We start from the raw sequence: 26,199 nt of genomic DNA on the forward strand, positions 1-26,199 counted from the left end.
GGGGAATTTCTATATCTGTTATAGGAGTTGTATTAACAAAGCAAAAAAGGAGATTTATAGATGGAATTTAAGACAGTTATAGAATCAAGAGAGTCTGTTCGTAAGTACAGTAATCAGAAACCAAATGAAGAACAGGTTAAATATATTTTAGAAGCGGGACGTATGGCGCCAACTGCTTTCAATAAACAGCCACAACGCATATATATATTAAAAAGTGAAGAAGCACTTCAAAAAATGGATAGTGTTCATCCTTGCCGTTATGGAGCACCTATGGTTATATTGGTATGTGCTGACAAGGATGCTGCTAGTAATTTTCAGGGTGGAAACAGTTATTTAATGGATGGAACAATTGTTGCAACACATATGATGCTTGCTGCTACTGATATTGGATTAGATACTTGTTGGGCTGGAGTCAATGATGTTGAGCAAACACAAAAAGTCTTTAATTTGCAGGAAAATATCTATCCTATCTGTTTTTTGGATTTAGGATATCGCTCTGACGATTTTAAAAGTCTTTTAGGCAATAAGAAAAGAAATTCCTTAGATTCAATGATTAATATTTTATAGGCACGGAATAATACGTAATCAATTCAATCATATAAGAAAAGAAGTCTGGAAGGTATTCATATCATTTCAGACTTCTTCTTTTTTAAACGGAGGCTTGCTGTAATAGCAGGCTTCTTTTTGTTATGAACATATCCCTAATAAGGGTAATACCGCTTTTAAGCTACTACCCCCAAAAAGGGAACTGAGGCATTATTTTATTATGAAATACTGTTAATAATGGGCGAGGGATATGATTTCATACGACAGATTTTGGAAATATATACAAGAGAATAACATAACGCAATACCAGCTTATGCATTCTGGGATCAGTCATTCAACATTGACACGACTTAAAAGAAACGAGTCAGTGAACATGGAAACAATAGACAAGCTATGTACCTTACTTGAATGTGATGTTGAAGAAATTGTTGAGTGTAAAAGAAATCCCATAACAATGGACGAAGATTGATTGTAATTTAATAGATGTATCTGACGGGACTGTAGCTTGGCTGCAGTCCTTTATTGTGCTTTAAGCCTTTTTGTGTCTTCCGGTTCTCGAAAACTGCTTAATCTGCAATGAAAATACCGCGTATTACGCGGTTATAAAAGCGTATTACGCAGTATAGGTATCGCGTAATTTTGTGTAGATTATAATTCGAGGTAGCAATATGGCATATAAAAAATCAAAGCATAGAGACACAAGAGATAAAAGGCCTGACAGCTTAAAGGGGAAAAAGTTCAATAAAGTTGCAGGTACTAATCTTAAGACTTTGCAAGATAAAGTCGATTGGACTAATGTTCAGATGGCAGCACTTCTCGGAGTTGGAACAAGCAGCTATGACAGAATGGTTAGTGGGGAAATAGCTATCAGTCCGGAAAAGCTGTCAATACTATACTACAATCTTAATGCTGATCTTCACAGGCTTATCGGAAATGATAATAACTATGATGTGCTAAGGCACGGCGAGGATAATGAGTTTGATTTCAGTACTGCGATAAGTGATATCATCATGGATATCCAGAATACAGATAGCTATGATGAGAGAGCAGAAAAGATATTATATATGTATTCGGAGTTTGGCAAAATGATTGCTTATCTCATGAGGCCGGAAGGCAGGGATAAGAAATAGTTTATTGACGTTAAGCAGTCGGGAGCCGGAAGCTTTCATGCTACTGCTAAAAACGTGTTTTTATTTGGGGGTCTTCAGTTTGACATAATTATCAAGGCTTAAATACTGGTGCTGGAATGCTCTTTATTCCGACCAGTTTTTCTTTTGTCAAAAAGTGTATGTTGGAGGGGCGTAACTGATGTTTGCGGTTCTTGTTATAGAGGGAAGAGATAAGGATGATTATAGGAGTTACAACACATGAGATTATCGTGAACGAGTGCATCGCAGCGGGGATAGACTATGAAGAGATGTACAAAGTTATTAGAGAATTGTTGATAAAATTCAATGATGGAAAAGCTTTTGCAAAACGTATGGGAATAAACTGGCTAAATAATATGTCAAAGAAGATCCCATACAGGACTAAGTTCTTGCAGATAGTTGCAGAGCCATGGAAATATTCCCAGAAAGTGAAAAGATCATTTGCATGGAAAGTTGCATGTGAGAAATGGTATGGCGATAAGAGTGGGCTGGTACTGGAGCAGATGAAAGCCTTTGTGGAAGGCGGCGATATTTTGGCACATATCATTGACTCGGTATACATGAAAGGAAAAAATACAACTAAAACGGATGATGCAATGCTGATTGAGCTTTACATGGGGCGGACAAAGTATTTTTCGGTAAAAAAGGATGCAATAGTCTTGTATGGATTGCTGATCTGGAAATACTGCAAACGCAGAGACCAGGAAGACAAAGATAAAGGCATCATAGATGAAAATGGAGAGCTTATAGATTAAGGCAAAACAAGGTGGGGACTGCTTCGGCAGTCTTTTTATTTTGCTCAAAAATTGTGTACACAATTGCGAACTGACTGCGAACTGGCCGCGAACTAGGTGCGAACTTGGTGCGAATTTAATCTGAACTGACCGCGAACTTGGTGCGTATTTACTGCGAACTCGTAAGTACGGTTTTGATGCTATTATTGCCATTGTTCAAGGGAAGGAGGTAGAAAAGCCTTGTTGGGACTAATCTTTTACTATGTTTGCGGTCCGCCATGACTCTGTTTCTTCTATATAATAATGTCTTCTTTTGGAAAGGAAATTATCATGGAGAAATTGTACGGAAGAACCGTTGGGGAAAGAATAAGGATACTAAGGGAAAGTGCCGGAATCCGGCAGGAAGATTTAGCTAAAGACTTTAAACTTGCCAACGCTGGAGTGGTTTCATTTTATGAAAATGATAGAAGACCGCTTCCAACAGATATAGTCGTTGCATACTCAGATAAGTTTGCAGCATCTACAGACTGGATCCTAAAGGGTGATGCATGTTAGCAGCATGTTTTCACACTATACAAATCTTATAAGTTTTATACAGATTGTAAAATGACCTTTGATACTGCAGGACTTACAATTAATAATGTAGAAAAAAGTTCTGCGGTTTCAAAAGGGGGAAACAGTAATGGGAGCAAGAATGAACGCAAGTATTCTCGATAACTATAGGAAAGCTAATGATGAAAAAAGGATAAAGATAGTCCTTGATCATTATTCTAGTTTCATGCCATATGTAAATGCTTATGAAGCGGGGCTTATCAGAACTATAAAAGCAGAACGGGAATATAACAGACGAGTTGCCCTTGGGGATCCTGGTGTGAGAGTCCAGACTTCTAACATTGGAAATCCTACATCCAGCGAAGGCGATGAGGACATGATAGTTCGCCAGGCAGTCAGAGCTGGAGACTATATCACTGCACTTCGTGGTGCTGATAAGTTTGAAACACATAAGTGGGAGATTCTTTTGCTGAAGGACATGAGAGAGATCTATGGGCTTGTAGAAGAGCAAATTGGTTCTCTGGGTGATGAAAAAGATGTATTCAAAAGATACCTCAAACGTGAGTTCAAACTTGCTGCCATTGCTGGTACTGAGGGGGTCACTTCTGAGGCAATGAAGAAGAGATTTGGAATCTTAAGGAAAGACGTGGTAGATAACTCTCTTAAGTGGCTTAAGGAGCAGAGACCTTACTCATATTTGGAACAAAAAGGAGCATAAGAAATGAGTAATCAGTTGGAGATGGTAAAGAAGACGCGTGGAAATACGAAGCGTCTATATACATATGAAGAGATATCACATCTTATTGCAGGGGATAAGAGAACAATAAGAAAGATGGCCGAAGCATGTGGTGCATACCACTATATAAACAGAGCTACAGTGTATATTGATTATCCAATATTGGAAGAATTTATTTTGTCACATAAGAATCGGTAACGTATGAATAAGACTTGGCAGATTCAGATTAGTTCTTGCTACAGCGCTACAATAGAGTCATAATAATAGTGTGCTGAAGTACTTTTCATGAATTACAGCCAAGTCTAATTTCATAAAACGTCTTTAACTTTGCAGAAAGGAATCAAATGGGCAAAGACATTGCTACAGTAAGAGAAACCAAGGCAAAGACAACAAGACTGATGAAACTTAATGCAGCTTCAGAAATGTATGACGTAGACAAAAGGACGCTTAGAAAATGGGCAATAGCGTGTGGTGCTTATTACCCAACAAGCAAGCAGACTGTGTACGTGGATCCGGAGCTGATAGATGAGTACATCCGAAGTATGAGACCAAAATACTGATGGAGGGGACATGGCAAATTCAAGAAAAGATTTAAGAGGTAACGCCCTCTTCCGCGGAGAACATCAGAGAAAATCAGACAAGCGTTATATGTATATCTACACCGATCCTATCGGCAGGAAGAAATACATATATGCAGATAATCTGTTAGAACTTAGACGGAAAGAGGACAAATTAAAAAAGGATCAGCTGGATGGACTTGATATCTATGCCGCTGGCCTTGCAACCATCAATTCGACATATGACAGATACATTTCAACTAGGATAGACCTGAAGGATTCGACACAGAGCAACTACGAATACACTTACGAGCGTTATATCAGAGATGACTTCGGGAAGAAGAAACTTGTTGATGTAAAGTATTCCGATGTTTTGCAGTTCTACACTTTTTTACATTCGGAAAGGCATCTTTCGTTTTCTACTATTGAATCGGTAGATGGGCTTTTACATCCGACATTCGAGTTGGCTGTAAGAGATGATATAATAAGAAAGAACCCAACTGATGGAGCAAAGAGGGAACTTGCAAAGAGACTTCCCAAGACGGAAACAGAGAGACAGGCTCTTACTCCAGAGCAACAGAAAGCTTTTATGGAATATGTTGCGATGAGTCCGGTGTATTATCACTGGTGGCCACTTTTCACAGTACTTCTTGGAACAGGAATGCGAATTGGAGAGTGCACTGGCCTTCGCTGGCAAGACATCGACCTGAAAGAGGGATGGATAGATGTTAATCATACACTGTCGTACTACCCTCAGAAGGGCTCTCGCACATCAAAGCTAAGGATCTCAACACCTAAGACCAAAGCAGGCTGCAGAGTAATTCCTATGATGGATGCAGTAAGAGATGCATTTCAATTTGAAAAGGAAAACCAGCTTGCAGGCAAGGGGTACAATCAGACAGTAGTAGATGGATATTCAGGATTTATCTTCCAGAACAAGTATGGCTCAGTAATGAGCGCGGCATCAGTCAATAAGGCAATAAAGCGAATCTATAATGATTATAATCATGAGGAAGAGCTTGATGCTGTTAGGGAAGACAGGGATCCGATAATACTTCCGCATTTCACATGCCACTATCTGAGAAGGACTTTTGCCACAAGGCTTTGTGAGGTGGAAGATAATCCTAAAGTGATCCAGGCGGTGATGGGACACAGACAGATTTCTACTACATATGAAATCTATGCTGATTCGTCAGATCGGAGAAACAAAGAATCAATCAATAAGCTTGCAGCAAAGCTTAATGGCGTTTTCTAAAATGGTACTCCGAAAAGAATTTTTCTGACAAACCAAAATTGACAAAACAACATTTTGACAAACGAGCATTTTTAGTTAAAGGAAAAGCGCAAAGGGTAACAGAAAGTATACGCTGAAATAGGTGCGAAATATCGTGACTGATATAGCCTTTGACAAACAGCTGACAAACTGGAGCGGGTGTCAGCAGACCTCAGAGGGTCTCAGATGAATGAGACCAAATGAGCAAGTATGTACATTGGTGCTCGTGAGTGTTCTCAAATGTTCACGGATGCTTAAGCGGTCGAAAATTTCCCGACGCTGAAGTCACTCGATAAGTAAAGCCTAGTATTCATGCATGTTTGCAAGGTCGGAAAAGAGGTCTGACAGCAAAAATGTAGCAGAAATGTCGAAATCAGTCGATTTCTATAAGGGTTTTTTGAGCTGATCAAAATGATATTGGCGTGAATTCAAAATAGAAAATAATGTAAATTGAGAGTCATTCTTGAATGTAATTTCAGGAGTGGCTCTTTTTTTGTTTCATGTTCAGGTCATGCTTCGTTATCTGCGGGAATCATCCAAAAGAAACGGAGGTAGATGCAAATGGCAACACAAAAAAGGTATCGATACGACAAACCAGAATATTTGAGACTGATTGATGCAGAAAAAGTATTCCCTATGAATCAGGATACGATCAAGAAAATAGCGGGAGAAATTGGCGCATTAAGAAAAGTCAAAAATATGGTTCTGATCAATTATCAGATGATGAAGGATTTTTTTGAGTCATGCGTTTATGTGGATGAAAAGGACAGATAAGGAGGAAAAGAACATGGCAACACCAAAGAGACAAAAGTACGAAGGACTACCGGAATACATCAGACGTGAGGATGCATCTTATTTCTTTCAGATTGGAGATGACACTATTGATAAGCTTGAACCGTTTCAGGGCAGAGCGTGAGAGGATACTCCTGCAGCAATTATGACTGCCGCTTTGCATTATGGAAGGACAACAAGTTTTTCCAGTCAATCGGAAAAGAAATGACAAAGGACATTGCTGAGGAGCTTCTCACCTGCGGAACAGTGAAACTTGATCATTGTAAGTCCAGAAAGACAGGTAACTCTTTTAACTGCTATGTGGATATTACGGCAGATGAGGAAGGCAGGGCACAGTATGTGATCCGATTTCCCGAAAGGAAGCGCGGAGGGGAGTGATGATGCTATGGAAAAAGTAACAGGAACACCTATTGAGAAGTGGAATGATGTCACCGGTACACATGAAAGATTTCCGCAGGAACTTGATCCCAATACAGTTGGGAATGTACGAAGAGGACTGGAGGATCAGATTGAGCAGAATGATAACAATCTCGATGGCATAATCAACAATGTAAAAAATGAGGAAAACCACCCTGAGAGGTTTCGTGATGATAACGGTAACGGAATACCAGATGAAGAGGAGAAGAAATCCTTATTGGAAAAGCTCCATGAATGCAAACCGGAAGAAGAGGAAAGAGTCCGCAGGTTCATCGCTCCGGAGCTGATGCTGTGATATGAAGAAAACTGACACGCAGATCCTGATAAAGATATCAAAAAGCGATAAGGAAAAGATCAGGGAACGGATGGAATCCCTGGGAGTAAGGAATCTCAGCGCATTCATGAGGAAGATGGCGATTGACGGATACATCATAAACCTCGACCTTTCAGATGTGAAGGAGGTGGTTCGTCTTCTTAAGATCAACAGCAATAACCTCAACCAGTATGCGAAGAAAGCAAACCAGACCGGGAACATATATCTTGAGAACATAAAGGAACTTCAGAGACAGCAGGATGAAATCTGGGAAGCGGTGAAGGCAATCCTTGTGAGATTATCAAATATTTATTGAGGTATCTATGGCAGCGACAAGACTTATTCCAATGCATATCAGTAAGGGCTGGTCACTAAAGGACAGTATAAAGGCTAAGACTGATTATGCAGAGAATCCTGAAAAAACAAATGACAAAGAATATGTTTCGTCTTATGCGTGTTCTCCTCAGGCGGCAGCCGAGGAATTTCTTTTGTCCTATACGGAATATGAAAAGCATGCTCGTAGAAAATATGACCATGAGGTAATCGCTTATCAGATAAGACAGTCCTTTAAACCTGGTGAGATAACTCCTGAAGAAGCAAACAGTGTTGGATATGAGACTGCCATGAGATTTACAAAAGGCAAACATGCTTTTATTGTTGCAACTCATACTGACAGAGCTCATATCCATAACCATGTGGTGTTCTGCGCATCGGATATCTCAAATACAAAGAAGTTCAAAAACTTTTTTCTCTCAGCATTTGCGCTTCAGAGGGTGAGTGACCTGGTGTGCCTTGAGCACGGATTGTCTGTAATAAAACCGAGACCATACAGTGAGAGGGAGAAGCGCACAGTTTATCCTAAAAGAGAATCCTTCAGGGATGACATCCGCATGGCAATAGATGTAGCTCTCTCAAAAAGACCAAAGGACTTTGACGAATTTCTATTGGAACTTCAGAAGCAGGGATATGAAATTAAACGCGGTAAGCATACTGCAGTCAGAGGAAAGAATCAGAAGAGGTTCATAAGGCTTAAGTCACTTGGAGATGTTTACACAGAAAAATCCATAAGGGAAAAACTTGACGGTATTGAAAAAGGAAAAGCTCCTTCATATAAGGATGAAGATTTTGATCTTCTCCTGAATCTTCAGGACGTTATTGCAAAGGGCAAAGGCTCCGGCTATGAGATGTGGGCCAAGAAGTTCAATGTAAAAAACGTCATGAAGGCGATTCTGTTTTTGCAGGAAAATGGAGTCAGGTCTTATGAAGAGCTTGCGAAAAAGGCAGAGACCACTGCAAAAAGATTTGATGATATAAATTCGGAGATCAAAGGTGCAGAGAAAAGGATGCAGGAGATCACGGATTTAAGGAACTATATATTCAACTATTCCAAGATCAAAGAGACTTATGTGAACTATCGGAAGAGCGGCTACAGCAAAAAATACTTTGCAGAGCACAGGGATGATATCTTGAAGCACAAGGAGGCAAAGGAAGCATTTAAAAAACTTGGCTCAAAGAAACTTCCGACAGTGCAGGAGCTGAACACAGAATTCCAGGAGCTTCTCGCAAAAAAGAAAGCTGCCTACAAAGAATACAATGAAGCAAAGGACAGCATGACGAAGTACCAGATAGCAAAATACGATATTGATAAGATCCTGGGTATCGGAGAAGAAGATCAGAAGGATCATAATAAAGAAAAAATACGATAAGTTTTATCCAAACGGGGTGCCATTATCAAATAGTGGTGCCCCTTCTTTTTTTATTTTTTGAAAAAATATCTATGGGGCTGTCGCATTAGATGATTAAATCATCTGGGCGATGGTCCTTTTTCAGGCCTAAAAATCGGTACTTATATCTGCTTTCTGCTCATATCTCATATTTTTAGAGTAACTTAATAGTCCGAAGATATCTTCGGATCAGATACAGGAGTTTGATTTTTAAGGATCAAAAATTATGCCGTTTTCTTTAGCTCAAAAAGATGAGTTCCTGTTCGGCCGGCCATGATCTTGTGATGCAGTTTATTGATATCGAATCCGATTGCAAGCAACACGCTTTGTGCAAGAACATTCTTCGTCTCCTTATACAAATATCTTCTGAAGTTCATGTCTTCTTTTACATTTGCAAATGAACCCTCCGCCTGAATGCTTCGGTTCATTCTGAGCTGCGTGCCGAATTCGCTGGTTATCCGCTTAAGGCATTCACTGCGCTTTTCTTCAAGCTTTCTCGAAACGTAAAGCCTTTTGTTCCTGTCTTCAAATGGTGTCTTGCAGTTGTTTCCTTTAATGCAATCTTTCTTGTACGGGCATACTCTCTCTATTTGGCAAGTCATTATTCGTATCTACAATCAAAATTATGTATTCTTTTTATTTGCAGACTTCCCACTTTTACAAGTGAGAAGTAGTATAATTAGTAATGTCGAAATCATTATATGTTAAAAATCTAAATTACTTAGTAAATGAGGGGGTATATCTATGTTGTCATGCTTAAATTTAAAAAAGAGTTTTCTGTGCATTCTCATACCTATTTATATTTTATGTACTGTTTCGGTTTCAGTATTGGCAGCTTCATCGGTTAGTGCCAATACTGATAACACAAAAAACAAATATTATGAGGCTAAAAACAATGCAGGAATTGCAAAGTACTGGAAATATTGGAGCCAAGGGGCTTCGCAATATCCTAAAGTAAGGTCTGATGGTTGTAGAATGGTCGCCTATTCGAAAATGCTTGTAGATATAGGGGTGGAGAACAATCCAGATGTGTTTAACCCTGACCGATTTTATGAGTGGTGTAAGAGTAATTCATATATTTCTGGAACGATTGGTGATAATAATATTTCTGAAATTAAAGGTACAAATTCTTTAGCGCATATGACCACCGGCGCATGTGCTATATCGTATGCATCATCTAAAGGAGTAACAATATATGGCAAAAAGTGGCCTATATATCCGAATTCTGCTGAAAATCAGGAACAAATTTTAAATCAAATGATGTCACTATTAAAACATGGCTGTTATCTTGTACTTGGAAGTGACCCACACTATACCTATATAGATAGAGATGCAAGCTTGGCTAATAATGAAATATACATAGATGATTCAATTAAGAGTTATTCATATGATACTCATCAATTAGTTAAACTGAAAGATTGTACAAGCTCAAATAGTTATCATCTTCCTTTTAGCAATATGCAAAATCTCCTAGCATTTTCAACTACTGAAATCTCTGATGAGTGGCTTAATGATGGGGGTGGTGAAGGAGGATCATATAGTGGTGGTAATGATCCTTCATATGATCATAATGAATACATAAATGCTGGTTATGAATATGCAGATACGCAATGGTATAAGCATTATGATTATACTTTGGATAGTTCAGCAAAAACAATTACAATTACAAAATACAAAGGAAGCTCTCCCAAGATAGTCATTGGTCACATGGCAACAATAAACGGAAATAATTATAAAACCGTTATAGGGAAAAATGGTTCATCTTATGACTCGCATTTTTATATCCCTAATTGCGTGAACACTGTGATGTTTGAAAAAGGAGTTATTTTTCCCGAAGATAGCAGCTATTTATTCTTCGAATTAGGCAAAGTAAAAAGAATTTACGCAAGATTTGTGGATACAAGCAATGTGACTAAAATGAAAAGCATGTTCACCAGGAACCAAGAACTTGAGATTCTTGACATAGCAAATTGGGATACAAGCAAAGTTGCTGATATGAGTTTTATGTTCTCTGCTTGCACGAAGCTAACTAGTTTAGATGTATCTCGCTTTAATACTAAAAATGTCCAAACCTTACAAATGTGCTTTAATCAATGCTTTTTACTTTCATCATTAGATGTTTCCAAATGGAACACCTCAAATGTTAAAGATTTAAATGGAACATTTGTTGCATGTAAATCACTATCTTCACTTAATCTTTCTAAGTGGGATACAAGCAATGTTATAAATATGTCAAGCACTTTTGGCAGTTGTAATGGTCTTAAATCGCTTAATGTTTCCGGTTGGAATACAAGTAGCGTAAATAATATGGCGAATATGTTTTCCAACTGTACTTCGTTAGAATCGCTGGACATCAGAAATTTTGATATGAATAATATTCAATCAAAAGGAAATGGTAATAGCTCTGGCGGAATCGGATACATGCTTGCGTGGGGGAATACATTAAAAAGCTTATATTTGCCACATTCATTTCCATCGATAGAATATGGGGATGCCTTTGCTGGTAGTTATGATGAGCTATTTGACAATAATGGAATATATTATTCTGGAACCATAAGTGAATGGAAGTCATTAAACCATATTGTGAATAATTATGTAAAAGTCAAAGTGGTTTGTACAGATGGAACCTTTACAAATAATTCAACATCATCAAATACAAATGATAGTAATAACACTGATGAGAATAGTAAAGAAAACAACAATTCATCAAGTAAGATTCCTTCACAAAGCAATGAAACAGAACAGTCCGAAGATAATAATATTGATAATAGTCAGAAAACTACCAAGTTATCAAAATTATCTTCTGGTAAAAAATCAATACAAGTAAAATGGAAAAAACGGTCTGGTGACATAAAAGGCTATGAAATCCAATATAGTACTGATAAGAGATTTAAGAACGCAAAATCCCTTACCATTACTAAAACAAAAACCACATCAAAGGTGATAAAAAAGTTAAAGCCTCAAAAGAAATACTATGTTCGAATTCGTACATACAAGAAAGCGGGCGGAAAAAAAGTTTACTCAAAATGGAGCAAAGCACTGAGCATAAAAACAAAATAATTTTGCTTGATTAGTCAATATATTATTAGAAGGGGCTGTCGCACTAAGAATTTAATCATCTAATGCGACAGCCCCAACTGTTCATTTAGCGCCTGAAGGGTGCGTAGCCAGATTGAAAATCTGTCAAAGGGGGATTGGGGAACTCCCCAACAAGCCGCCTCGGTATATACTGAGGCATTGCTTGCGAACTAGTGAACTCCCCGAAGGGGGATGGGAAGTCATTATTATGACTTCTCATTTAAGCTCTAAGTGAAGATGGTTAATCTTCATTGTAACTATTTTTGACAATGCATTCTAATAATTTCGCGAGATCATTACTTCTGGTTTCGATTAATTCTTTTGTCCATTGACCGTTTTGAGAGATGTACTGCTTTTCAAATTTGTTGATATATGCAAAAAGTCTGGTATCTAATCCGTTTTTTACACCTGTTTCCACTGGCTCAATTATGGTAGAAGTCATTACAAAATCAGATATTCTGTATGCAGGACATTTTTCTTTGAAAGATCCGTTTCCAACAGAGGCATTGTCTGTATTGTATAAAAGGGTTAAGTTACCTAACTTATGAATGGAATCTCTGCGTTCGGTATCATCTGAAAAGCCGAGGTCATTCAAGGATATATTAGATAAATCCAAATTTCTTGACAAAATGTGTTCTACAGTTATTTTTTTACCCTTAGGAACACTTTGTACTTTTGTATTTTGGTTAAAATATAATTCAATAAACTTGAGTAACATGAGAGCTTTGCTGTGAACTTCGCCATTTTTTCCTACGAAATTCCTGGTAGAAATATTAGCTTTCATTATTGGAGTTAACTCGTTAATATGAGATTCAATTGAACTAATAAGGTTATCAAAGGCGGCTTTTTTATCCTTTTCATATGTGGTCCAGTAGCTTTTGATAATTTCTGGAAGTATTTTTTCTATATAATTTGTTTGTGTATATGAGAATAGTACAACTGCTCCCAAGCGCGTGATGGAATCTAATATTTTTGCCTTTTTTTCTTTTTCTTCAGAATAGAAAATCATCAGCAAAGGATGAAATTGTTTTATGCCTAATAATTTGAAGAGAATAAACATATTCTGATCATCACCAAAAGAGCAGTAATTACCTAATTCTATTTCACGATAAACAGAAGACACTTTATTCATGTTTTCTATGAAATCAAGAATAGTATTTCCATCAAAACCATTGCTTGGATCTTTAAAATAATTAAATAGTTGATCCGCTTTTTTGTTTTCGCCTCTGAAGGCAATAAGAAATTGTTTAAGAAAAGTTGATGATGCGATTTTCTTTTTGGGACCTAGCTGTAAATTACCCATCATTCCTTGCCAGTCTTGATTAAAATCAGATATTTGCAATTCGCTTTTTCCTTCTACACTCAGTGTTTTGAGAAAGGTATTTTTAATAAGGTCCATAGGTTCCAAAGACATTCCTCTGGCATTTAGAATTTCGAAGAGCTGAAAAGCTTTTGCCTCGGTTGGAGCACTTGTGACTATTATTTTTATCTTTGTTTTAAAATATTGGATGAATTTTATAAACTGATCATCAGATAAATCTGAAAGGAATTCATATATCTGAGAGTAAACAATATCTATGTTTGCATCTTCTTCTTTGATTATATCTGAGGGTTCGTTTTTATCAAAAATTAGTTTGCTATAATAGTTACCAAATGCAAGGCTGGGATCATGCTGGATTTTTAACCCTTGAACATCGTCTGCATCGTCCAGAATGAAAAATCCTTTTTCAATTTCTCCCACTCTTTTTGACCAAGTTTGAACCATTTTTGTATTATTGGCAGTAGAAGCCTCATTGATGTGTTCACTTAAAACTATACTAATAGCTTTTGCAAAAAGGGAAAGAGTAGTCAATCGTTGTTGACCATCTACGACAATTTTTTTCTTGCCCTGATCGATAAGGACAATATTCCCTAATAGATATCCTTCTAAATCATTAGTGTCAGCAGAAAAACCATCTGTGTCTTCAGTAAAATCTGAAATTAATTGAGTTATTTCTTCTTTTCCCCATACAAAATTTCTTTGGAATTCAGGTATATAATACGCGACAGCATTGTCTAATAGAACAGAGTATATATTCTCCATTTCAGAGATAATTTCTTTACTATTTTGCATATAAAAAGATACCTCCTAGTATTTTATTAAAATTAGATCATATTGAAATTGTTATTTCAAGATCTGGTTAGGTATTTGTATTTAGAAGAACCGCAATTTAATAGCATTAGAGTAAGAGTGATCTTTATAGAAGAGTGATTTTTCTTTGATCTTTGATCTTTTTTTGATATTTCTTTGATCTTTTTTAGTTGGTATTTTTATTGGACAGATACTGTGTCAACATAAGATTTAGAGATTTAGAGATTTAGATTTTTGCGTTTTTACGGTTTTTACGAGGTTTATAATACGGTCAAATAGGTCAAATTTAAAAATTCACTTTACGGAGGTTAAATAGCATTATAAATTAAAAAAATCATATTTACATGGCTTTATTCACACTTCTGTGATAGAATATATTGGATATATGACCGAACATATTTTCTTATTTTTGAGAGGGAATAAAAATGTCTGTAAGTTATAAAAAATTACAACATCTAATGATTGAAAAAGATATGTCTAATTCAGATTTAATGAGACAGGCTCATATTTCTGCAAATATCATTAGCAAAATCAAGAGTGGTCAATATATTGCTTTAGAAAAGGTTGAGAGTATCTGTAAGGCAATGAATTGTACACCTAATGATATACTAGTTTTTTTACCTGAAAGTGAAGAGGAGAATAACAAGTGATGCCAAACATAAAAGTAATTGACTTATTTGCAGGCGCAGGCGGCTTGTCATATGGATTTGAACAAGCAGGTGCAGAGATTGTATTAGCTATAGAGAAAGATGCATGGGCTGTAGAAACATACAAAGAAAACCATAAAAACAAAAATATTATCGAAGCAGATATAAATGAATTGCCGGACGATTTCTTTGCGAAATATAAGGGTGAAGTTAATATTGTTATGGGAGGACCACCATGTCAAGGATTTTCTATAGCTGCAAGCAATAGGAGAAAAAAGGATGATTCAAGGAATGTTTTATATAAGCATTTTTTAAGAGTTGTAGATGTAGTAGAACCACAAATAGTGCTGATAGAAAATGTTAAAGAGATTGTCAATTATAAGCTTCCAGATGGAACTAAAATTGTGGAAGATATTAAAAGTTTTTTTGAAACACATGGCTATGTGTATGATTACAAAATTTTGAATTGTAGAAATTATGGTATACCACAGGATCGAAAAAGATTTTTCTTTATAGCTAGAAAAAAAACAATTTCGGAAGATGAGTTTGATGTTGAACATTTGATGGAAAATTATAAATGTCCTGAAATTTCCTTTTTTGAGGCAATGTCAGATTTGCCTGAAGTTAAGCCAAAGGAATACCCAGAAGATGCAGTTCTGGAATATGATTGCAAACCAAGCAATGAATACCAGAAGAGAATAAGGAGGTATAGTGAACATCTTTATAATCACATACCTATGCAACATACAGACAAAACGATTCAGAAGTTTTCTTTTTTATTAAATAATCATAAGCAAGATTTGCCAGAAGAACTTAAACCAAGAGTCCGTGGAAATATGGAAAAAATCAGTGACTCATCATATAGTCAGAATCATAGAATTATTGATGCTTCAAAGGTGTCACCAACTATTACAGCTTCATTTTATTCAAGTTTTATTCATCCATTTCAGCCAAGGAATCTTACTGTTCGAGAAGCTGCGAGGATGCAGACTTTCCCAGATAGTTTTGTATTTAAGGGAAAGAAAACTACCTTAAGTAAAAAATTATTGGCAAAAAAAGGAATTTTTGAAGAGTTGCATTTAGACCAATTTAACCAAGTAGGGAATGCTGTTCCACCATTGATGGGTGAACATTTGGCAGAGGTATGTATTAATTTGTTTAGGGAGAATAATAAATGAAATCACTAGATTTATTCGCAGGTGCAGGTGGAATGACACTCGGTTTTAAAAATGCTGGGATAGAGTCTGTTGGTGCAATTGAAATAGACAGATTTGCAGCGGAGACTTTTTCCTATAATTTTCCAGATATTCCTATGTATAATCGAGATATTCATACCTTTACAGAAAAAGAAATTAAAAAATTGTTTAATGGCGTAGATATTATTGCAGGAGGTCCTCCTTGTCAGGGGTTTTCTGTTGCGGGGCCTTCTCAATATGGAATTATAGATGAAAGAAACACTCTAATTATGGAATTTTATAGGTTTATTTCTATTCTAAAACCTCAATTTTGTATACTCGAAAATGTAAAAGGTATTTTGAATGGAAGGATGAATGAATCTCAGAAAGCTTTACAAACATATAGGGAAAAGCTTGGAGATATAGGATATACTACAGAGGTGTTTGTGCTACAAGCAGCTGATTTTGGAGTCCCACAGTATCGAGAAAGAGTAGTTGTAGTTGGAACTTTAGACAAAGATAAAATGCCTAAAGAGATAAAAGGTGAATTTGAGGGTGAAGAAAATTGGGTTAAGATAAAGGATGTTTTTGGGGATTTGCCTGATATTAATGCTGGAGAAGGAACCAATGATTTAGTAGATTATAAAACAGAGCCACAAAGTGCTTATCAAAGATATATAAGAAAAGGCTCTAAAGGTGTAGCAAATCATGTTGCTATGAAACATACAAAACGACTAATTGATAGGTTCTCTCAAATTCCTCAAGGTGGAAGTCTTTTGGATGTACCAGCTGAATATGGACAACGTCAGAGAAATGGGACAGGGCTTGATGTAAAAAAGAGATATAAAACGAATAATCAGAGATTGGATCCAGAGAAGGTAAGTAATATTATTACAGCATCCTTTCAATCGACATTTGTTCATCCATACTTAAATAGGAACTTAACAGCTAGAGAAGGAGCAAGATTACAAAGTTTTCCGGATGCTTTTGTTTTTTGTGGACCACGAACACTAATGAGTAAATCATTACTGAAAAGGGAACATCGTGAAGATGAAATCGGTTTATCACAGTATAATCAAATTGGAAATGCGGTACCTCCAAGAATGGCTGAAGCAATTGGAAAAGTTATAGTGGAGTCAAGTAGATGAAAACATATGATGAATTAATAGATGAATTGAATATTATAAATGAGACTACCAAAATGGATTTATCAGCGTTGCCTCATTGTAGTAATTTGTTATACCAATTACAAAAGAGAGACGACAAGAATCACAAATTTTTAGATTCCGTTATCAAAAAGTATATTGATATAAGAAAAATCACTTTCAGCAATATTGATGATTATGTAAATAAAATAGTTGCTTGTGTCAACGACTATATGGATATGTTTTGGCCACAAAAAAATAATCCATATGTACATCAAAGTGATTTTGCATCAAGTGTAGTTCCTGAAATGTTATGTTTGATTTTTTACGAAATAATTAAAGCTAACAAATCAGACATGGAGGTATCAGCTCAAAAGAACCTTACAATAGAGTGTATTTTTGATTTTACGGATGGTGGAAGTGTAAGATTTAAAAGTAAGAGGGTAGATGTAGCTGTAGTGAAAAACTGCTTGCTAAAGTTAGATGATAAGGAATATGAATTGCCTATCCCATTGCTTGCTATTGAGTGTAAAACTAACCTAGATAAGAATATGTTATCAGGTATAGAATTTTCAGTTGGGGAATTAAAGAAAACATTTCCTGAATGTAATTATTTGGTGGTTACTGAATTATCAGATTTTGCTGTAAAAAAATTAAATTATGCATCATCTGGTATTAACGAAATGTATGTTCTTAGGCAGCAAAAAAGGGCAGAAGTTAGAAGAGCACCATACCCTAGAAATTCTATAAATACAGACCTTGTGAAAGAAATTAGTTATTTATTTGAAAAAAGTTTGAATGATATCTCCATTGAAAGCGGTCAATTAAATAAAAAAATGCAGGAAGGAAAGTTAATAGGTAGAAATTGATGGGTATTAATATTGTTGCAGATAAACATATTCATGGTAGAGTACTGCTAGAATACGCAAAAAAAATTGCATCTTTAAAGAATGTTTATGACGCTTATGAGAATTACAGAAAAAAAGTTGATTCATATACAGTTTTGGATGAAAAGACAATTTTAGAAATTGTAGAGGCACTTAATGATTATCGTCGAGTAGCTATCCCTATGTTTGATTCAATGAAAAATTCTGGTCAAACAGGATTGGGGTCTTCAATTATGGAGGAGTTTTTCTATTTGCTTTTTAATATAAAAGTAAAAGAAATGCATATAAATCATGATAATTTGTTTGTTGGAAAAGGTAATTCGTATGTGAGTCTAAGTTTTACGCCAAATAATTTCGATTCTGTATTTGAAAAACCAAATGCTTATATACATACAAAAGACCAAGATTTTGTTTTAGGTGTAAATATTGGAATTGAAGTAACTGCAGATGGAACTGCAGATAAAAAAATGACTGTTATACCCGTGGTTGCAATTGAGTGTAAAACATATTTAGAACGGAATATGTTAGATTCATGTGCAGCTACAGCTGCAAGATTGAAATCTGCTATGCCATATTGTGTTTACATAGTAGCATCTGAATACATGAAGATGGATGATGCTACACCTGAATTAACAGATATTGATGAGGTGTATATACTATGTAAAGCAAAGAATAGTGATAGGGAAAAAAGAAGAGACCATAATCAAGAACCATTTGAGATAGATGGAGATTTGATTGTTGACTTATATAACAGAGTTGATAGACATTTGAAGGCTATTTGGTGGAATCCAGATGATGCTGTTTCAAATGGTAAAATCATTAATCGACCTAATTAGCAAAGAATATGAGATTTATCGAGAGCTAACATATCGTTATTGATAAGTTACCAGTTATTTAAAAGACGGAGTTGATCCTACCGGAGCATCCCCCGTCTTTTTTATTAATTTTAAGGATGACAAAGAAAATGATTAACGTAAGCGTTAAATTTTCATGCGCTACCCCTGAAAACTTTGTGCTTATAAAATAAATGGTAATCTAGTGTATTTTGTGAGAATGCTTTTTTAATGGGGAATGTAAGATTTTAAAGAAAAGGCGTTCAAATGGTATAATTAAAAAGATTCGTATTATGGATTGCGAAAGGAAATTGGAATATGCAAGAGAGCAACAAAAATGATCTGAATTCGAAATTGTTTTATAAAGTTCAATTTAGTGTAAAGCCAGTTGCAGGATGGGAAAATACAGATATTCTGTGGGACTTGGTAATGCATGTAAAAAAATGGCTATCCTATAAACGTATTAGAGTGAGCCAAAAACCTATACATTGGACGTCTTTTAAGAATGGGGGAAAGCTTTACGATCATTCTGAGGCAGGCGACTTTTTTGCGGAATCCATAAAGAGAATAGACCCTAATAACGAAAAGAATGTATCTTGGGCATGTTTTATTCGGGAACGGACATATCAGCAGGGCTATGCGCCAAGGTATTGGACAACAGAAATAGGATATCAATCATCTGATGGTGAATCTGCGCTTCTGACTTTTGTCTTATCATATGAGGATGCAATGGGATATATTGGACAAACTATGCCAGAGCCAGATATTAGTGTCCCTAGAATAGTTATAAATATTCAGACTGATAAAAAGTATGTATGTGAAGTTAATGGTGATCCCTTGTTATTTGAAGCAGTTGAATTAAGGACTGGTGAGGGATATAGATTTAGAGAATTACTGATGGATCCTTTTCGTGAAATACCAGTGATATTGATACTTCCCAAGAGGGATTATTGGGAAAAAGAGAAAATTAATTTATCTGTAAGTCCGAATAAGATGATTAAAAGTGTGGGTGGAAATGCGCTTGTTTATTACTCCAATGATCTGATGTTTGTTGAAGAACTCAAATCGCTTTTTGACAGTAATTATAAGTGTACTGGTGGCATGATTAGGTTATATTTACCCAAAATTAATCGTGACGATCCGAATGATTGCAATAGGCATCGATTCATTCATTATGATGACGCGGTTAAGATGACTGAAAAAGTTGTTTTGAGAATATTTAGAAGGGTATTAGCCCAAGATATTAATGATTATGAAGTCTTGTTTAGATACAAAAATTGCCAAGATCTTATTAGAAGGGACAAGCTTCAGGCAAGAATTGAAGAAATAAGCAATAAAAAAGAAATTGCTGAAAGGGAGGTTGAGAATGATATTGTTTCATTAAGGGCGAAAATTGATGATTTAGATTTGAAAAATACGCAATTGCAAATAAACAATATGACCTACGAGGAAGAAATCGTAACATTAAAAAGAGAAAATCATAATTTTAGATCACAAATTGAATCATTGAACTCCTCTTTTGAACCTTTCAGAGTTGCGAAGGAAGCTGTTGATGGAATTAGAGAATTATGTGATTATCCTAATACGCCGGAATGTGTTTTTGATTATTTTACTACAGTATTTCCGGAAAGGATTGACTTAACAGAGCAAGGGTGGAAATCATTAAAATATTGTCGGACATCACCGGAGATATTATGGGGAATATTGTTTGCTATGGTTACAGAATTGTATGATTGTTTAAATTGTATGGATTCGTTTGTAAATGCTTGTTCGGAGTTTAGCAATAGAGCAACATGTAAATGTATTCCCGGCAATGGAGCTACAACTAAAAAAGATAGAGATTTGATGAAGAATTTTCTTGATGAGTATCATGGGCAAACGATAAACATTGAACCACATGTAGCGTCAAATACAGGAAAAGAATCAGATCCTAGATTTTATCGGATTTATTTTGCCGTGATAACTGATAATAAGACTCATTTAAAAAAAATAATAGTCGGTTCATGTGGTGGCCATATGGATACAGCTGGAACGAAATATCAAAGTTGATACAGTAGGTATATTGGAAAATGCCGGTAAAAACATATAACAAGCTTGTCCGCGACAGGATACCTTAGGTAATTGAAAATGATAATAAAACTTGTAAAACTCGGATTCTTGATGATGCCGAATATCTTCAGATGATAGATGCTAAGCTAGATGAGGAACTTGCAGAGTATCATAAAGATCAGAATTTGGAAGAATTAGCAGATTTGCTAGAGGTAGTCTATGCTGCAACAAGGGCAAGAGGACACAGCGTTGATGATTTGGAGAATATCAGACGGGGTAAGGCAGAAAAACGCGGTGGGTTTGATGACCATATTTTTCTGGAGACGGTTGAGGAATAGGCTTTGAGAATCAATATAAGAGTAATAACAGGGCTGGGATGTAGTACTTTGCTATGTCTTAGCCTTTGATTATGTCTAGAGAACAAAAATTTGAAAAAAAACAAAAACAATCCGAAAGAGATGGGGTGATTATTGGACATATAATTTTGTAAGATGGTTTCAAGGGGCATTATATGAAAGAAACTCTAATGATGTAGGAAGACAGCGTGTAAGGTTTTTATGATGTGGCTTATGCATACGGCTAGTCATATTGAGATAAGTAAGAGGTACATAATATGGCAAAAAAACCAATTATCACAAAGCATGGCAGGACTAGAATGAAAGAGCGTAGGGGAATTTCCGAGAACAGTTCTGACAAAATTGCAAAAAGGGCAATGGAGCATGGGATAAAGGCAGATGATACTCTGGATGAATTAAGGAAATGGATATTAAATCGAAAGCTTGATTCATTAAGTTCTCTCTATATATATGCCGGTATGGCATATATTTTTAGAAAAAATAAGTTAATAACAGCCATATCGATTCCAGAAGAGATAAACAAGTATCTTAAAGCGTATGTAGAAAAAGAAGCGTGGGATCGTTATAAGAAGTATAGAGCTTCGCTTCACAGAAATTTTCATGAAGAAAAACCGATACAGAAAAGCAACTATATAGATACGAAAACAGTTCAGGCTTTAGTTAATAGATTTTGTAGAGAAAATGAAATTCCTTTTGTGGTGGTAAGTGTTAGACATCAGTACGCTAGGAACTTTTCAGTACATTTTATATCCGATTGCCCTGAGAATGACAAGATGCATTTCAGAAAAATTAGGGAATGGGGAGAATCAGAGAGAGACATAAAGCTAACACTAATACATGATAAAAATGTGGATGGAAGCTATATAACCATAAAAGATCGATAAGGATGAAAAAATGGCAAGGAAAGGAACTATTTGGATAGTATTCAATTGCAGAAATAGGAATAGAGCTGACGTTATATGTAAAGAATGCAAATACAAATTGCATAGATATTTATGGAATTATTGATTTCACTATGTTTGACAATACCTATTATGAGAATGTGAGAAAGAGACTGATTATAATGTATCAACTTGACTACTGAAAAGGACTTCATTGCATAGGGAGGTGTAGAAAATTGACAGTACAAGATATATTTAAAAAAGCTGATAACGAAGTGGTATTTAATGCCTATGGGCTGATAGAACCATTTTTTGGAGATTTGGATACTCATACGATTCAAGAAAAGGCGCAGAAATTAAAAAAACTCAGGAAGATAATTGAGGATAACTGTAAAAAAATCAAGGATTACGATATTGATGAAGACGGTGATCCGCATACTATTTTCATTTTGGAAGAAAAAAGTTCAGAGTGGGGAGAATCCTCTAAGAAGACTATAGATGCTTTTTGTATACGGGATGAAGAAGCATTTGAAGTGATAGCTAAGAAGTTCACAATATGGGACGAGGAAGGAGCGTATCGTCTTAATCATTATGGATTTGACCTTATACCCTTTTGTGAGGTAGCTGGTTATAACGTAGCGGCAGAATCAGTTAGAAAGCTTGGAGTGGATGTCTGCTGCGCAACAATACTCAGAAGAATGTTTTACTGGGGATTTACAGATGAAGACAGGGAAGAAAGAATCAAAGAATTCAAAAATAAACTGGATAAGAGCTTTGGTCAGATTGAAAGAGGCGAGACGGTTTATGCAAATATTATTGATGATGATGAAATTGAAAAAGATCTGAGATCAAAGATGACACCAGATGAGCTTGTCCATGACATATTTTCTGAAGAGTATGAGGATAAAGTTAAGGAAATTGAAGATAGGTACTGTGCAAAGATTATGAACGAAAATCATAAAAAATATATAGAAACTATCCGCAGAGAATATGAGAATAGAAATTCTGTAGATGGAATGAATGATATTTGATTGATTAGAGAATAAGCAGAACGAACATTCGTATTTGTAGGTGTGATTATAGGACAGCATATTTTATAGAATATACTCAGAAGCAAAAACTCACAGTAGTTTTGAGAGGAGTATTTCTATGAAATATGCTGTTTTAGATTTAGAAATGTGTATGGTTCCTAAGGGATTTAGGAAAAGTGGTTATAAATATCGTCAGGAAACTATTCAGATTGGAGCAGTTCTTCTTGATGAGGATTATGAGGTTATAGACGAGTTTAATACGTATGTGAGACCTGAATTTGGATACATAGACAGCTTTATCGAGAATTTGACTGGTATTTCTCAGAGAGATGTTGAGAATGCTCCTTGTTTTGAAGATGCTTTGGAATCCTTTTTGGATTGGCTGCCGGCAGATGATGTCAGATGTGTATCCTGGAGCAATTCTGATCCCAAGCAGATTATCCGTGAAACATTTGAAAAGGGTATCGAGGATGATCGCCTTGAGATTATCTTTGCAAACTGGATTGATTGTCAGAAGACCTTCGGACGGAAGATGGATAGAAGAATGGCATATAGCCTTGAGGAGGCACTTTTCATATCTAACATAGCACCTGAAGGAAGAGCACATGATGGTCTGGTGGATGCTGCCAATACAGCAGTTCTTTTTACAAAGCTAGAGACAGATCCTGATTACAGGCTCAATGAGCTGTATGAGACTGCTAGAAAAGAAGATGTTGATCATCTTAGTTTCTGTATGGGAGATTTGTTTGCAGGATTAGCGTTGGCATAATAGTAGGAGGGACAGAATTATGGCAATCGAGAGAACAATACATATCACCGGTAAAGGAAATCTTAAAGTAAGGCCTGATATGACCAGAATTACTATTACTCTGGAAGGCGTGAAAAAGGAATATTCCAGTACGTTGAAGCAGTCATCGGAGGATACAGAAGAATTAAAAAAAATACTGAAGAAGCATGATTTTTCAAGTGAAGATGTTAAGACTCTTTCTTTTAATGTTGAGGTTGAGAATGAGAGTTATCATGACAAAAATGGCGATTGGAAAAGTAGATTCGTCGGATATAGATTCAGGCATGTTCTTAAGGTTGAGTTTGAGTCTGATAATGACAGGCTCGGAAAGATTTTATATTCCCTTGCGAATGCATTGATAATACGTCCTGAGTTCAGAATCAGTTTCTTTGTGAAGGATGAGACAGCTGCTAAGAACGAACTGCTTGGTAAAGCTGTTAAGGATTCAAGGGATAAAGCTGAAATACTGACCGCAGCTGCAGGAGTAAAGCTTGGAGATATACAGACTATTGATTATTCCTGGGGGCAGATCAATATGGAAATCGCTCCTATGCACATGGATATGCTCTGTTGTGAAACTGCAAAATGCAGTACTGATGGCTATGATATGGATATTGAGCCAGATGATATCGATATAACTGATACAGTTACGGTTGTATGGGGAATATGCTAAAGATTGATGAGGGGAGTGCAGAATGGAATATATTGATTTTGTATTAAGAAGTTTTATAGGAAGTCATTCTGATATTATTGTGTTTTGGATTGGATATATTGAACTGACAGCCTTTTTATCGGTGCTATTGCATATAGTGCTTTTCAAGAACGAGCTTAAGAAGGATTATCCGGATATTCCTTATAATCAGGATACGGGATGGCTTCATGGAGAGTAACATGATATAGAAATAAAGGCATGTATTTTGCTTAAGTGGATATGTAACTGGCAACCCAAAAGGATTATCTTGTATATAGAGATACCACACCGTTTTCAGAGAAGTTATGGAGGGCGGGATCATGAAGAAGACTATAATTACTCTTGTGACAGCATTCGCTGTAGCGATTACCATATTTGCAAGTATACCGATGAGTGTAGGAGCATATAACAGCCAGTGTGTTAAATCTGGATGCACCAGGAAAAGAAGCACCGGAAGCATATATTGTTATGTCCATAAGTCATCTACGAGTTCTTCAAGCAGTACCAAGTCTTATACAAGTACTTCCGTAGGCCATTGCGCTAAGTCTGGATGTACTAGGAAGAGAAGTACCGGCAGCATTTACTGTTATGAGCATAAGCCTACAACAACATCAAGCAGCTCTTCATACAGCAGCAAGAAGAGCACTTCAAAGAAGTCATATTCAAGCTCCAAGAAGAAATATGATTCCTATGATGTATACGATTATAAATCCGCTCAGGATTTTGCTGATGATAAATATGAAGAATTCTACGACTATGAAGATGACTACGATGATGAAGACGAAGCTTATGATGCAGCAGAAGATTATTGGAATGATCATCACTGATCAGAAAGGAGCTGGCTATGAAGGGACCTTTTGATGATATGTTTGGAAATACTCCATTTGATCTGAATAATGACGGGCATATAGATGCCGGCGAATGGGCTTTTATAAATGAAACAGTTTTCAAAGAGGAAGATGATTCATCCGATTTTGATGATGAGGAAGATGAACTCGAGGACGAGCTTGAAATGGCGGGTCTTTCCAGGGATGATCTGGAGATGATGGATCCGGATGAGAGACGTGAAGCCCTCGAGGATGCAGGTTTTGATGCTGACGATTTTGATGATTTTGATTTTTGAGCTATTTACAAATAGTTGTTTTTGTTTGTCATAATGCATATCCGAATGAAATGATCCATCCTCTGGGTAGTAGGGTATGTAGCCACAGGGCATTTTAGTCTGGTAGGGGATTTTGTGAGATCAGCCGGGCTGTACTCCTTTCTAAAATAATAGGCGCCAATAATTTTCAGAAATTGAAGATTACTGGCGCTTTGTTATGTGCTATAAACTAAACCAATCAAAAATCACATGATAATAATTATAAAAATCCAATGAAATTGATATGGGGATATTGCTGGGTGATGTATAACATAATAAACTGATACCCAGATGATGGACTTCAACATGACAGTTGAAATACCCATTGTCTGGGTATTTTTTTATTGGAGGCTTTGCTATGAGTATATTCAGGGAAATGAATATCGAAAAATTGAAAAATAATACAGTTGTCGAGGAAGTTACCCGGAATACTATTCATTTTACTTTTGCGTTTAAAGTGAAAATGTTTGAGAAGTGGAAAACCAAACCAGTTCCAGAATGCCTTAAAGAAGTGTTAGAAAAGGTTGGGATTTTGGAAGAAGACCTTTCTCAATACACAATCAAAGATTTATCCA

32 protein-coding genes and 1 pseudogene are annotated in these 26,199 nt (G+C 36.1%); 31 read left to right on the forward strand and 2 right to left on the reverse strand.

Going from position 1 to position 26,199, the window contains the following annotated elements:
- The first annotated feature begins 60 nt into the window (after positions 1-60).
- The 15 genes from G596_RS0118490 to G596_RS0118555 all read left to right on the forward strand — a co-directional run bounded on the left by G596_RS0118490 (position 61) and on the right by G596_RS0118555 (position 8,774).
- Positions 61-567 carry a nitroreductase family protein gene (locus G596_RS0118490; protein ID WP_022763301.1) on the forward strand — a complete coding sequence of 169 codons (507 nt, stop codon included), beginning with the start codon at positions 61-63 and terminating at the stop codon, positions 565-567.
- A 229-nt stretch (positions 568-796) separates the two neighbouring features.
- Positions 797-1,015: a helix-turn-helix domain-containing protein gene (locus G596_RS26135; protein WP_081646809.1), complete on the forward strand. Its 219-nt coding sequence runs from the start codon at positions 797-799 to the stop codon at positions 1,013-1,015.
- Positions 1,016-1,214: 199 nt separating this feature from the next.
- Positions 1,215-1,676, forward strand: coding sequence for a helix-turn-helix domain-containing protein (locus G596_RS0118495; protein WP_022763302.1), 462 nt, complete (start codon positions 1,215-1,217; stop codon positions 1,674-1,676).
- Between the two features lie 215 nt (positions 1,677-1,891).
- Positions 1,892-2,449, forward strand: coding sequence for a hypothetical protein (locus G596_RS0118500; protein ID WP_022763303.1), 558 nt, complete (start codon positions 1,892-1,894; stop codon positions 2,447-2,449).
- A 309-nt stretch (positions 2,450-2,758) separates the two neighbouring features.
- On the forward strand, positions 2,759-2,983 hold the full coding sequence (locus G596_RS22930) for a helix-turn-helix domain-containing protein (RefSeq protein WP_022763304.1): 225 nt from the start codon (positions 2,759-2,761) through the stop codon (positions 2,981-2,983).
- A 127-nt stretch (positions 2,984-3,110) separates the two neighbouring features.
- Positions 3,111-3,698 carry a hypothetical protein gene (locus G596_RS0118510; protein ID WP_022763305.1) on the forward strand — a complete coding sequence of 196 codons (588 nt, stop codon included), beginning with the start codon at positions 3,111-3,113 and terminating at the stop codon, positions 3,696-3,698.
- A 3-nt stretch (positions 3,699-3,701) separates the two neighbouring features.
- Positions 3,702-3,914 (forward strand): hypothetical protein, encoded by a 213-nt coding sequence (locus G596_RS0118515; RefSeq protein WP_022763306.1) that lies wholly within the window; start codon positions 3,702-3,704, stop codon positions 3,912-3,914.
- 146 nt (positions 3,915-4,060) lie between these two features.
- Positions 4,061-4,276, forward strand: a complete 216-nt coding sequence (locus G596_RS0118520) for a DUF6462 family protein (protein ID WP_022763307.1) — start codon at positions 4,061-4,063, stop codon at positions 4,274-4,276.
- Positions 4,277-4,286: 10 nt separating this feature from the next.
- Entirely contained in the window at positions 4,287-5,528 is a 1,242-nt protein-coding gene (locus G596_RS0118525; RefSeq protein ID WP_022763308.1) for a tyrosine-type recombinase/integrase, read from the forward strand.
- 579 nt (positions 5,529-6,107) lie between these two features.
- Positions 6,108-6,320 carry a DUF6462 family protein gene (locus tag G596_RS0118530; RefSeq protein WP_022763309.1) on the forward strand — a complete coding sequence of 71 codons (213 nt, stop codon included), beginning with the start codon at positions 6,108-6,110 and terminating at the stop codon, positions 6,318-6,320.
- A 13-nt stretch (positions 6,321-6,333) separates the two neighbouring features.
- Positions 6,334-6,462, forward strand: coding sequence for a hypothetical protein (locus tag G596_RS25805; protein ID WP_022763310.1), 129 nt, complete (start codon positions 6,334-6,336; stop codon positions 6,460-6,462).
- Between the two features lie 80 nt (positions 6,463-6,542).
- Complete coding sequence (locus G596_RS0118540) at positions 6,543-6,716, forward strand: hypothetical protein (RefSeq protein ID WP_155829359.1); 174 nt, start codon at positions 6,543-6,545, stop codon at positions 6,714-6,716.
- Between the two features lie 7 nt (positions 6,717-6,723).
- Positions 6,724-7,050 carry a hypothetical protein gene (locus G596_RS0118545; RefSeq protein WP_022763312.1) on the forward strand — a complete coding sequence of 109 codons (327 nt, stop codon included), beginning with the start codon at positions 6,724-6,726 and terminating at the stop codon, positions 7,048-7,050.
- 1 nt (position 7,051) lies between these two features.
- The gene (locus tag G596_RS0118550; protein ID WP_022763313.1) at positions 7,052-7,384 is read left to right on the forward strand and encodes a plasmid mobilization protein; all 333 of its coding nucleotides are present in this window, start codon (positions 7,052-7,054) and stop codon (positions 7,382-7,384) included.
- 7 nt (positions 7,385-7,391) lie between these two features.
- On the forward strand, positions 7,392-8,774 hold the full coding sequence (locus G596_RS0118555) for a relaxase/mobilization nuclease domain-containing protein (protein WP_022763314.1): 1,383 nt from the start codon (positions 7,392-7,394) through the stop codon (positions 8,772-8,774).
- Between the two features lie 242 nt (positions 8,775-9,016).
- Here the strand turns inward: G596_RS0118555 and G596_RS0118560 are convergent.
- Positions 9,017-9,373: pseudogene (locus tag G596_RS0118560) on the reverse strand (transposase); the annotation flags it as partial.
- A gap of 163 nt (positions 9,374-9,536) precedes the next feature.
- Between G596_RS0118560 and G596_RS24195 the strand changes: the two are divergent.
- Positions 9,537-11,852 (forward strand): BspA family leucine-rich repeat surface protein, encoded by a 2,316-nt coding sequence (locus G596_RS24195; RefSeq protein ID WP_022763316.1) that lies wholly within the window; start codon positions 9,537-9,539, stop codon positions 11,850-11,852.
- A 259-nt stretch (positions 11,853-12,111) separates the two neighbouring features.
- Here G596_RS24195 and G596_RS0118570 read toward each other — a convergent pair whose 3' ends face one another.
- Positions 12,112-13,983 carry a DUF262 domain-containing protein gene (locus G596_RS0118570; protein ID WP_022763317.1) on the reverse strand — a complete coding sequence of 624 codons (1,872 nt, stop codon included), beginning with the start codon at positions 13,981-13,983 and terminating at the stop codon, positions 12,112-12,114.
- A gap of 443 nt (positions 13,984-14,426) precedes the next feature.
- Here G596_RS0118570 and G596_RS0118575 point away from each other — a divergent pair, with 443 nt between their 5' ends.
- From G596_RS0118575 to G596_RS0118645, 15 genes are all read left to right on the forward strand, one after another.
- Entirely contained in the window at positions 14,427-14,651 is a 225-nt protein-coding gene (locus G596_RS0118575) for a helix-turn-helix domain-containing protein (RefSeq protein WP_022763318.1), read from the forward strand.
- The gene (locus tag G596_RS0118580; RefSeq protein WP_022763319.1) at positions 14,651-15,826 is read left to right on the forward strand and encodes a DNA cytosine methyltransferase; all 1,176 of its coding nucleotides are present in this window, start codon (positions 14,651-14,653) and stop codon (positions 15,824-15,826) included. Before G596_RS0118575 ends, G596_RS0118580 begins: the two co-directional genes overlap by 1 nt.
- On the forward strand, positions 15,823-16,971 hold the full coding sequence (locus G596_RS0118585) for a DNA cytosine methyltransferase (protein ID WP_022763320.1): 1,149 nt from the start codon (positions 15,823-15,825) through the stop codon (positions 16,969-16,971). The genes G596_RS0118580 and G596_RS0118585 overlap by 4 nt, the downstream gene beginning before the upstream one ends.
- Positions 16,968-17,837 (forward strand): Bpu10I family restriction endonuclease, encoded by an 870-nt coding sequence (locus G596_RS0118590; protein ID WP_022763321.1) that lies wholly within the window; start codon positions 16,968-16,970, stop codon positions 17,835-17,837. Before G596_RS0118585 ends, G596_RS0118590 begins: the two co-directional genes overlap by 4 nt.
- Positions 17,837-18,691, forward strand: coding sequence for a Bpu10I family restriction endonuclease (locus tag G596_RS0118595; RefSeq protein WP_022763322.1), 855 nt, complete (start codon positions 17,837-17,839; stop codon positions 18,689-18,691). Before G596_RS0118590 ends, G596_RS0118595 begins: the two co-directional genes overlap by 1 nt.
- Before the next feature lie 315 nt (positions 18,692-19,006).
- Positions 19,007-20,737, forward strand: a complete 1,731-nt coding sequence (locus G596_RS0118600) for a hypothetical protein (RefSeq protein WP_022763323.1) — start codon at positions 19,007-19,009, stop codon at positions 20,735-20,737.
- Positions 20,738-20,868: 131 nt separating this feature from the next.
- Positions 20,869-21,075 (forward strand): nucleoside triphosphate pyrophosphohydrolase, encoded by a 207-nt coding sequence (locus G596_RS22940; protein ID WP_330361234.1) that lies wholly within the window; start codon positions 20,869-20,871, stop codon positions 21,073-21,075.
- Positions 21,076-21,350: 275 nt separating this feature from the next.
- Positions 21,351-21,977, forward strand: a complete 627-nt coding sequence (locus G596_RS0118610; protein ID WP_022763324.1) for a hypothetical protein — start codon at positions 21,351-21,353, stop codon at positions 21,975-21,977.
- Between the two features lie 233 nt (positions 21,978-22,210).
- Positions 22,211-23,005 carry a DUF6557 family protein gene (locus G596_RS0118615; RefSeq protein WP_022763325.1) on the forward strand — a complete coding sequence of 265 codons (795 nt, stop codon included), beginning with the start codon at positions 22,211-22,213 and terminating at the stop codon, positions 23,003-23,005.
- Positions 23,006-23,123: 118 nt separating this feature from the next.
- Complete coding sequence (locus G596_RS0118620) at positions 23,124-23,774, forward strand: 3'-5' exonuclease (RefSeq protein ID WP_022763326.1); 651 nt, start codon at positions 23,124-23,126, stop codon at positions 23,772-23,774.
- Between the two features lie 19 nt (positions 23,775-23,793).
- The gene (locus G596_RS0118625; RefSeq protein WP_022763327.1) at positions 23,794-24,465 is read left to right on the forward strand and encodes an SIMPL domain-containing protein; all 672 of its coding nucleotides are present in this window, start codon (positions 23,794-23,796) and stop codon (positions 24,463-24,465) included.
- A 22-nt stretch (positions 24,466-24,487) separates the two neighbouring features.
- Positions 24,488-24,682, forward strand: a complete 195-nt coding sequence (locus tag G596_RS0118630; protein ID WP_022763328.1) for a hypothetical protein — start codon at positions 24,488-24,490, stop codon at positions 24,680-24,682.
- A gap of 121 nt (positions 24,683-24,803) precedes the next feature.
- A complete protein-coding gene (locus tag G596_RS0118635; RefSeq protein ID WP_022763329.1) occupies positions 24,804-25,310 on the forward strand; it encodes a hypothetical protein in 507 nt (168 codons plus the stop codon).
- A 17-nt stretch (positions 25,311-25,327) separates the two neighbouring features.
- Complete coding sequence (locus G596_RS0118640) at positions 25,328-25,606, forward strand: hypothetical protein (protein ID WP_022763330.1); 279 nt, start codon at positions 25,328-25,330, stop codon at positions 25,604-25,606.
- A 376-nt stretch (positions 25,607-25,982) separates the two neighbouring features.
- On the forward strand, positions 25,983-26,199 hold a 217-nt coding region (locus G596_RS0118645; protein ID WP_026671421.1), incomplete at its 3' end, for a hypothetical protein.

The organism is Butyrivibrio sp. AD3002 (assembly GCF_000420905.1).
GTDB lineage: Bacteria > Bacillota > Clostridia > Lachnospirales > Lachnospiraceae > Butyrivibrio.

Excerpts from the sequence above, each read along its gene's own strand:
- G596_RS0118490 (WP_022763301.1), top strand. The coding sequence starts at position 61 with ATGGAATTTAAGACAGTTATAGAATCAAGAGAGTCTGTTCGTAAGTAC.
- G596_RS26135 (WP_081646809.1), top strand. The coding sequence starts at position 797 with ATGATTTCATACGACAGATTTTGGAAATATATACAAGAGAATAACATA.
- G596_RS0118495 (WP_022763302.1), top strand. The coding sequence starts at position 1,215 with ATGGCATATAAAAAATCAAAGCATAGAGACACAAGAGATAAAAGGCCT.
- G596_RS0118500 (WP_022763303.1), top strand. The coding sequence starts at position 1,892 with ATGATTATAGGAGTTACAACACATGAGATTATCGTGAACGAGTGCATC.
- G596_RS22930 (WP_022763304.1), top strand. The coding sequence starts at position 2,759 with ATGGAGAAATTGTACGGAAGAACCGTTGGGGAAAGAATAAGGATACTA.
- G596_RS0118510 (WP_022763305.1), top strand. The coding sequence starts at position 3,111 with ATGGGAGCAAGAATGAACGCAAGTATTCTCGATAACTATAGGAAAGCT.
- G596_RS0118515 (WP_022763306.1), top strand. The coding sequence starts at position 3,702 with ATGAGTAATCAGTTGGAGATGGTAAAGAAGACGCGTGGAAATACGAAG.
- G596_RS0118520 (WP_022763307.1), top strand. The coding sequence starts at position 4,061 with ATGGGCAAAGACATTGCTACAGTAAGAGAAACCAAGGCAAAGACAACA.
- G596_RS0118525 (WP_022763308.1), top strand. The coding sequence starts at position 4,287 with ATGGCAAATTCAAGAAAAGATTTAAGAGGTAACGCCCTCTTCCGCGGA.
- G596_RS0118530 (WP_022763309.1), top strand. The coding sequence starts at position 6,108 with ATGGCAACACAAAAAAGGTATCGATACGACAAACCAGAATATTTGAGA.
- G596_RS25805 (WP_022763310.1), top strand. The coding sequence starts at position 6,334 with ATGGCAACACCAAAGAGACAAAAGTACGAAGGACTACCGGAATACATC.
- G596_RS0118540 (WP_155829359.1), top strand. The coding sequence starts at position 6,543 with ATGACAAAGGACATTGCTGAGGAGCTTCTCACCTGCGGAACAGTGAAA.
- G596_RS0118545 (WP_022763312.1), top strand. The coding sequence starts at position 6,724 with ATGGAAAAAGTAACAGGAACACCTATTGAGAAGTGGAATGATGTCACC.
- G596_RS0118550 (WP_022763313.1), top strand. The coding sequence starts at position 7,052 with ATGAAGAAAACTGACACGCAGATCCTGATAAAGATATCAAAAAGCGAT.
- G596_RS0118555 (WP_022763314.1), top strand. The coding sequence starts at position 7,392 with ATGGCAGCGACAAGACTTATTCCAATGCATATCAGTAAGGGCTGGTCA.
- G596_RS24195 (WP_022763316.1), top strand. The coding sequence starts at position 9,537 with ATGTTGTCATGCTTAAATTTAAAAAAGAGTTTTCTGTGCATTCTCATA.
- G596_RS0118570 (WP_022763317.1), bottom strand. The coding sequence starts at position 13,983 with ATGCAAAATAGTAAAGAAATTATCTCTGAAATGGAGAATATATACTCT.
- G596_RS0118575 (WP_022763318.1), top strand. The coding sequence starts at position 14,427 with ATGTCTGTAAGTTATAAAAAATTACAACATCTAATGATTGAAAAAGAT.
- G596_RS0118580 (WP_022763319.1), top strand. The coding sequence starts at position 14,651 with ATGCCAAACATAAAAGTAATTGACTTATTTGCAGGCGCAGGCGGCTTG.
- G596_RS0118585 (WP_022763320.1), top strand. The coding sequence starts at position 15,823 with ATGAAATCACTAGATTTATTCGCAGGTGCAGGTGGAATGACACTCGGT.
- G596_RS0118590 (WP_022763321.1), top strand. The coding sequence starts at position 16,968 with ATGAAAACATATGATGAATTAATAGATGAATTGAATATTATAAATGAG.
- G596_RS0118595 (WP_022763322.1), top strand. The coding sequence starts at position 17,837 with ATGGGTATTAATATTGTTGCAGATAAACATATTCATGGTAGAGTACTG.
- G596_RS0118600 (WP_022763323.1), top strand. The coding sequence starts at position 19,007 with ATGCAAGAGAGCAACAAAAATGATCTGAATTCGAAATTGTTTTATAAA.
- G596_RS22940 (WP_330361234.1), top strand. The coding sequence starts at position 20,869 with ATGATAGATGCTAAGCTAGATGAGGAACTTGCAGAGTATCATAAAGAT.
- G596_RS0118610 (WP_022763324.1), top strand. The coding sequence starts at position 21,351 with ATGGCAAAAAAACCAATTATCACAAAGCATGGCAGGACTAGAATGAAA.
- G596_RS0118620 (WP_022763326.1), top strand. The coding sequence starts at position 23,124 with ATGAAATATGCTGTTTTAGATTTAGAAATGTGTATGGTTCCTAAGGGA.
- G596_RS0118625 (WP_022763327.1), top strand. The coding sequence starts at position 23,794 with ATGGCAATCGAGAGAACAATACATATCACCGGTAAAGGAAATCTTAAA.
- G596_RS0118630 (WP_022763328.1), top strand. The coding sequence starts at position 24,488 with ATGGAATATATTGATTTTGTATTAAGAAGTTTTATAGGAAGTCATTCT.
- G596_RS0118635 (WP_022763329.1), top strand. The coding sequence starts at position 24,804 with ATGAAGAAGACTATAATTACTCTTGTGACAGCATTCGCTGTAGCGATT.
- G596_RS0118640 (WP_022763330.1), top strand. The coding sequence starts at position 25,328 with ATGAAGGGACCTTTTGATGATATGTTTGGAAATACTCCATTTGATCTG.